Source organism: Corallococcus sp. AB049A (genome assembly GCF_003668885.1).
GTDB classification, from domain to species: domain Bacteria; phylum Myxococcota; class Myxococcia; order Myxococcales; family Myxococcaceae; genus Corallococcus; species Corallococcus interemptor.
Window position 1 is genome coordinate 1 of the sequence record NZ_RAWL01000475.1, and the last position, 6224, is coordinate 6224.

The following is a 6224-nucleotide window of genomic DNA, read 5'->3' on the forward strand; positions in this document are numbered from 1 at the left end:
CCTGTTCCTCCCCGTCACCCGCGCCGACATGCAGGCCCGGGGCTGGGAGCAGTGCGACATCATCATCGTGAGCGGCGACGCCTACGTGGACCACCCGGCCTTCGGGCCGGTGCTCATCGCGCGCTTCCTGGAGGGGCGGGGGTTCAAGGTGGGGCTCATCCCCCAGCCGGACTGGCACTCGGCGGAGCCCTTCAAGGCGCTGGGGGCGCCGCGGCTCTTCTTCGGGGTGGCGGCGGGCAACCTGGACTCGATGCTCAACCGGCTGACGGCCCAGAAGAAGAACCGCTCGGAGGACCAGTACAGCCCGGGCGGGCGCACCAACTGCCGGCCGGACCGGGCGTCCATCGTGTACGCGCAGCGCTGCCGCGAGGCCTTCCCGGACGTGCCCATCGTGCTGGGCGGCATCGAGGCCAGCCTCCGGCGCATCGCGCACTTCGACTACTGGAGCGAGAAGGTGCGCCGCTCCATCCTCTTCGACGCCAAGGCGGACCTGCTCGTGTTCGGCATGGGCGAGCGGCCCATCTGGGAGATCGCCGACCGGCTCAACAAGGGCGAGCGCATCGAGGACCTGAAGGACATCCGGGGCACCGCGCACCTCATCAACGACGCGGCCATGAAGGCCCTGGAGGCGGACCCGGCGAAGCGCGCGGCGGACCACGGCAAGGTGGTGGTGCTGCCCTCCTACGAGGACGTGGTCGCGGACACGCGCGCCTTCGCGGTGATGAGCCGGGACTTCCAGATGGAGACCAACCCCGGCAACGCGCGCGCCATCGCGCAGCGCCACGGCAACCGCGCCATCTACATGAACCCGCCCGCCCGGCCGCTGGAGGACGGCGCCGGACAGAAGCCCGGGGACACGGCCACGGTGGCCATGGATGAGCTGTACGACCTGAAGTTCAACCGCGTGCCGCACCCCATGTACAAGGAGTCCATCCCCGCGTACGAGACGGTGAAGCACTCGGTGGTGCTGATGCGCGGGTGCTTTGGCGGCTGCACCTTCTGCTCCATCACGGAGCACGAGGGCCGCGTCATCCAGAGCCGGTCCGCGCAGAGCGTGCTGCGCGAGGTGCGCGAGGTGCGGCGCATGGGGGACTTCCGGGGGACGATTACGGACCTGGGTGGGCCCACGGCGAACATGTACAAGCTCAAGTGCAAGAGCGAGGACATCGAGAGCCGCTGCCGCAAGCTGTCCTGCGTGCACCCGGGCGTGTGCGAGAACCTCCAGACGGACCACGGGCCGCTCATCTCGCTGATGAAGCAGGTGCGCGAGGAGCCGGGCGTGAAGCACGTCTTCATCGCGAGCGGCGTGCGGTACGACCTGGCGGAGCGCTCGCCGGAGTACGTGAAGGAGCTGGCGGCGCACCACGTGGGCGGCCAGCTGTCCGTGGCGCCGGAGCACGTGTCGCCGCGCGTGCTGGAGAAGATGAAGAAGCCCGGCATCGAGAGCTTCGAGCGCTTCCAGCACATGTTCGCGTGCGCCAGCGAGGACGCGGGCAAGGAGCAGTACGACATCGCCTACTTCATCAGCGGCCACCCCGGCTCCACGCTGGAGGACATGGTGATGCTGGCGCAGTGGCTGAAGGAGAAGGGCAAGCGCCCCCGCCAGGTGCAGGACTTCATCCCCACGCCCATGTCGGTGGCCACGGCCATGTATTACACGGGCCTGGATCCGCTGAAGATGGAGCCCGTGTACACGGCGAAGGGCCTGCGCGAGAAGCGGCTGCAGAAGGCGCTGCTCCTCTACTGGAACCCGGAGCACTGGCCGCTGGCGCGCGAGGCGCTGAAGCTGGCCGGGCGCGAGGACCTGATCGGCCGGGGCCCCAAGGCGCTGGTGCCGCCGGAGTCCGCCGCGGAGGCCGCGCGTCTGCGCCGTGCCTCGGAAGGTGCGAACGCGGACGAGGGCCTGGCGACGAACGCGTGGCCGCGTCCCGCGCAGCCGCGTCCGTCCGGGCCCCGGGGTGGGGGCCGCACGTCGCGTCCGGGGCCTCGCGGGCGGTAGCGGGCCCCTGGCTTTCGTTCCGGGGGGAGGCTCGGGTATAGGTGCGCCGCGTTTTCTTCAAGCGGCCACACCGCCGGAGCCACACAGCCATGCCCAGGACTTCCCAGGAGCAGTCGCAGGAGCGTCACGCGTTCCTGCTCGACCTCTTTCGCAACCAGCCGGACCTGAGCCGTCAGGACGCCCTGGAGAGCTTCAAGGACCGCTTCGGCGCGACCATCAACCTGCGCACGTTCAACGAGCTGCGCGACCAGGCGAAGAAGGAGCTGGCCTCGCAGCCCGCCGCTCCGGCCGCCGCCCCCAAGGAAGAGGAGCAGGACGTGGACGTGCAGGACGAGCGCGCGGAAGTGACGGCGGAGGACGCGGGGACGCTGCTGAAGGCCGCGGCGGCTCCGGAGCTGCACGCGGGCACGGCCCCGGCGCAGAAGAAGCCGAAGGCGAAGGGCCCGGGTTCGCGCAACGTGTTCGTGGACGCGCCCGCGGATCAGCTCCAGTTCCTGGAGCGCGTGGTGCAGCAGCTCCAGGAGGCCGGTGCCGCCAACGTGCGCATCGACCACGCCACCGACCGGTGGATGGTGCTGGTGGTGGACTCCAAGTAACGCGCCGTTCAGGCCTTCGGGCCCGCCAGGGGCAGTGACACCGTGAAGGTGGCGCCGCCCCCTGGCGTCTCGGACACACCGACGCTGCCGCCGTGGGCCTCCACCGTCAGGCGCGCGCACGGGCCCACCTGCTCCACGTGCACCTCCACCGGCTTGCCGGGCCCGTACTTCAGCGCGTTGGACAAGCGCCCCTGCACCACCTGCGCCAGGCGCGCCCGGTCGAACCGGCCCCGCACCGGACCGGCGATGCGCAGGAGCACCTCGCTGCCCTCGCGGGACACCTCCTCCCGCAGCTGCGCCACCTCCTCCGTCACCAGCGCGGAGAGGTCCACGTCCTCCACGTTCAGGCTCACCGGCCCCGAGGCCAGCTGGGACACGTCCAGCAGCGTCTCCACCACCGTGGCCAGAGGGCTTCACCAGGTAGTCATCCGCGCCCGCCTCCAGCCCCTCCACCGAGGCCTCCTCGCCCGCGCGCGCCGACAGGAGGACGAAGGGAATGGCCCTCAGCCGCGGATCCGCGCGCAGCTCGCGCAAGAGCCCGAAGCCGCCCAGGCGCGGCATCATCACGTCGCTCAACACCAGGTCGGGTGGACGCGCGCGGATGGACTGGAGCGCCGCGTAGCCGTCCTCCGCCGTCTCCACCGTCACGGACGCGGCCAGGAGCCCCGTGATGTACGTGCGCAGGTCCGCGTTGTCGTCCACCACCAGCACCCTGGCGGACATGGGAGGCAACAGCGGCGCGGCCTTCGTGCCTTCCCGCGCTCGCGCGCCCTCCTCCGGGGACGTGCCCAGCCAGCCGCGGATCTCCTCGACGTACGCGGACGCGCCTCGCGGACGGGTGTGCGCGGGCCCCGAGCCCTGGGAGACCCGCTGCTCGCGCGGCAGGTGGCCGTGGCCCAGGGGCACCGAGACACAGAACGTCGTCCCCTGCCCCAGCGTGCTCGTCACGCCCACGGTGCCGCCGTGCAGCTTCGCCAGCTCCTGCACCAGGCTCAGGCCAATGCCGCTGCCCTCGTGGCTGCGGGAGCGGGCGTTCTCCACGCGGTGGAAGCGGTCGAAGATGCGCGGCAGCTCCGCCTCCGGGATGCCGCTGCCGGTGTCGCGGACCGTCAGCCGCGCCTGCCCGTCGTCGATGCGCAGCCGCACGTGGACGCCGCCCTCGAACGTGAACTTCATCGCGTTGGAGAGCAGGTTGAAGACAACCTTCTCCCACATCTCCCGGTCCACCCAGACGGGCTCCGGCAGGGGCGCCAGGTCGGTCGTGAGGGTGAGCTGCGCGCGCCTCGCGATGGACTCGAAGTGGCTCACCAGCTCCGCGGTGAAGGCGGACAGGTCCGTGGGCTGGAAGGCCGCGCGCACGCGTCCGGCCTCCGTGCACGTGAAGTCGAGCAGGGTGTTGACCAGCTTGAGCAGCCGGCTGGCGTTGCGTTGAACGAGGGACAGCCGCTCGGACTGGAGCGGCCCCAGCGGCTCCACCGTGTCCGCCAGCGCGTCCTCCACGGGCCCGAGCATCAGCGTCAGGGGCGTGCGGAACTCGTGGCTCACGTTGCTGAAGAAGGCTGTCTTGGCGCGGTCCAGCGCCGCCGGCTCCGGAGGGTTCTGTTCGTGGGGCGGACGGCTCAGGGCAGGCTCGGAAGGTGCGGGACGCGTGGAAGAAAAGACCTGGGGTGGACGTAGCGAGCCGTTCTCCCCACTTCAACGCCGGACGTCGCCTACCGAGCAGGGCTCTTCCCGGGGGGACCGTGAACCTGCCCGCCGCTTCTCCATGGGGGCGGACGGCTTCTGTCGGGGAACAAGGGCCCTGGCGCTTTGAAGCAGGCAAAGCGGACGCGGTCTGGGTGAGATGACGGGATGACGCGAATCCCTTTCATCCTCGTCCTCGCGCTGTCCTCGGGCTGCGCCAGCCGGCAGCAGCCCTCCCCTCCTCCGGCGCGCGAGTGGGCCACGACGCTGTACCGGGACCACCCGCTGGCCGGACGCATCTGGGACGTGGCGGCCGGACGCTTCGTGGACGAGAGCGCCCTGCGCGCGGCGGTGGTGCCCGCGCGCTTCGTGCTCCTGGGCGAACGGCATGACCACCCGGACCATCACCGGCTCCAGGCGGAGCTGGTGCGCGCGAGGACACACGGGGGCCAGCGTCCCGCGCTCGCCTTCGAGATGCTGGACGTCACGCAGCAGCCCGCGGTGGACGCGGCGCTGAAGGCCCATCCGGAGGACGCGCAGGGGCTGGCGAAGGCGGTGGACTGGGCGGGCAGCGGCTGGCCGGACTTCAGCCTCTACGCGCCCGTGTTCAGCGCGGGCCTCCAGGCGCACCTGCCCATCGTCGCGGCCAACCTGCCCCGCGCGCGGGTGCGCGAGCTGGTGATGAAGGGGCCTGAAGCACTGCCCTCGGACCTGCGCTCGCGCCTGGGCCTGGAGGCGCCCGTGCCGGAAGCCGAGGCGAAGGCCGTGCGCGAGGAGCTGGACCGTTCGCACTGCGGACAGCTGCCCCAGGAGATGCTGGAGCCCATGGCGCTGGCCCAGCGGGCGCGCGACGCGATGATGGCGGACCGGCTGCTGGAGACCGTCACGGCGGACGGCGCGGTGCTCATCACCGGCAACGGCCACGTCCGCGAGGACCGGGGCGTCCCCGCGCACCTGGAGCGCCGCGTGAAGGACGTCAGCGTGTTGAGCGTGGCGCTGCTGGAGGTGTCACCGGACGCGCTCGAGCCCCAGGACTACGCGGCCGCCGTGGGCGCCACCGCCCTGCCCTACGACTACGTGTGGTTCACGCCGGCCATGCCGGAGGACGACCCGTGCAAGGCGCTGCGGGCGCGGAACAAGAAGCCATAGCGTGTCAGACCGTGTTGGTACGGGATTGGGCGGCACCGCGAAATGCGCGGTGCCGTCCCCTGTCACAACAGCCTGGAGACACACCATGTTCATGAAGAAGGCAGCCATTGGGTTGGGCCTGGCGATGCTCGCGGTCGGCGGCAACGCCTGGGCAGGCTTCAAGCAAGGCTTTCCCGTCGTCATCCACACCTCCGTGAATGCTTTTGGTGGAGACATTGGAGCCATCCGCAACACCGCGGACAACATGCAGTTCATCCAGATCACCTTCGAGGGCCGGGTGATTGGCAACAACTCGGTCATGTTCTTCGTGAGGGACGCGAGCGGGAATTCGGCCATGTGCAGCAGCAGCGACCCGAAGATCCTCGAGGCGGCGCACTCCATCACCTCGGACTCCGCCATCATGGTCTACCACGACGGCGCGGGCAGCTGTAACAACGTCCAGGTCATCGCCACCTCCGTGAACCCGCCCAAGCAGCCGTAGCGGGAGGCCGTGTCATGACCATGGCATCCAGGGCCTTTCAGCTGGCCATGCTGCTGGCGGCCGCCGGAGCGGGCTTCGGCCTGTCCCGGTGGGCGCCTCCACCGGCCACCACCGATGAGACACCCAGACAGCTGGAGCGGCTGGAGGGCGAGCTTCGCGCGCTCAGACAGGCCCTGGAAGCCACGTCGCGTCCCGCTCCGCCCGCAGTGGCGGGGCTGGACGTGGCGGCACTCCGGGACGACCTGCGCAGGATGATGCGGGAAGAACTTCAAGCCACCCGGGACGAGATCTCCTCCTCACCTCCCGAGGAGAAGCC

General features: G+C 70.7%; 6 protein-coding genes and 1 pseudogene. 5 read left to right on the forward strand and 2 right to left on the reverse strand.

The genetic code is table 11. The features are described 5' to 3' along the window. Position 1 precedes the first annotated feature (1 nt). Together D7X55_RS33895 and D7X55_RS33900 are read left to right on the forward strand one after the other, a co-directional pair. On the forward strand, positions 2-1999 hold the full coding sequence (locus D7X55_RS33895) for a YgiQ family radical SAM protein (protein WP_121725218.1): 1998 nt from the start codon (positions 2-4) through the stop codon (positions 1997-1999). An 89-nt stretch (positions 2000-2088) separates the two neighbouring features. Then, on the forward strand, positions 2089-2595 hold the full coding sequence (locus D7X55_RS33900; protein WP_120546240.1) for a hypothetical protein: 507 nt from the start codon (positions 2089-2091) through the stop codon (positions 2593-2595). 8 nt (positions 2596-2603) lie between these two features. Here the strand turns inward: D7X55_RS33900 and D7X55_RS45680 are convergent, their stop codons facing one another. Then, the gene (locus D7X55_RS45680) at positions 2604-2993 is read right to left on the reverse strand and encodes a sensor histidine kinase KdpD (protein ID WP_306437759.1); all 390 of its coding nucleotides are present in this window, start codon (positions 2991-2993) and stop codon (positions 2604-2606) included. A 67-nt stretch (positions 2994-3060) separates the two neighbouring features. After that, positions 3061-4107 (reverse strand): annotated as a pseudogene (locus D7X55_RS33905) (ATP-binding protein); the annotation flags it as partial. A gap of 339 nt (positions 4108-4446) precedes the next feature. On the opposite strand from D7X55_RS33905, the gene D7X55_RS33910 reads away from it, so the two are divergent. From D7X55_RS33910 to D7X55_RS33920, 3 genes are all read left to right on the forward strand, one after another. Then, positions 4447-5427: a ChaN family lipoprotein gene (locus D7X55_RS33910; protein ID WP_121725219.1), complete on the forward strand. Its 981-nt coding sequence runs from the start codon at positions 4447-4449 to the stop codon at positions 5425-5427. Positions 5428-5512: 85 nt separating this feature from the next. Next, positions 5513-5908: a hypothetical protein gene (locus D7X55_RS33915; protein WP_120546242.1), complete on the forward strand. Its 396-nt coding sequence runs from the start codon at positions 5513-5515 to the stop codon at positions 5906-5908. A gap of 14 nt (positions 5909-5922) precedes the next feature. Beyond that, positions 5923-6224 (forward strand): hypothetical protein (locus tag D7X55_RS33920; protein ID WP_147470313.1); only part of this gene is annotated, 302 nt, incomplete at its 3' end.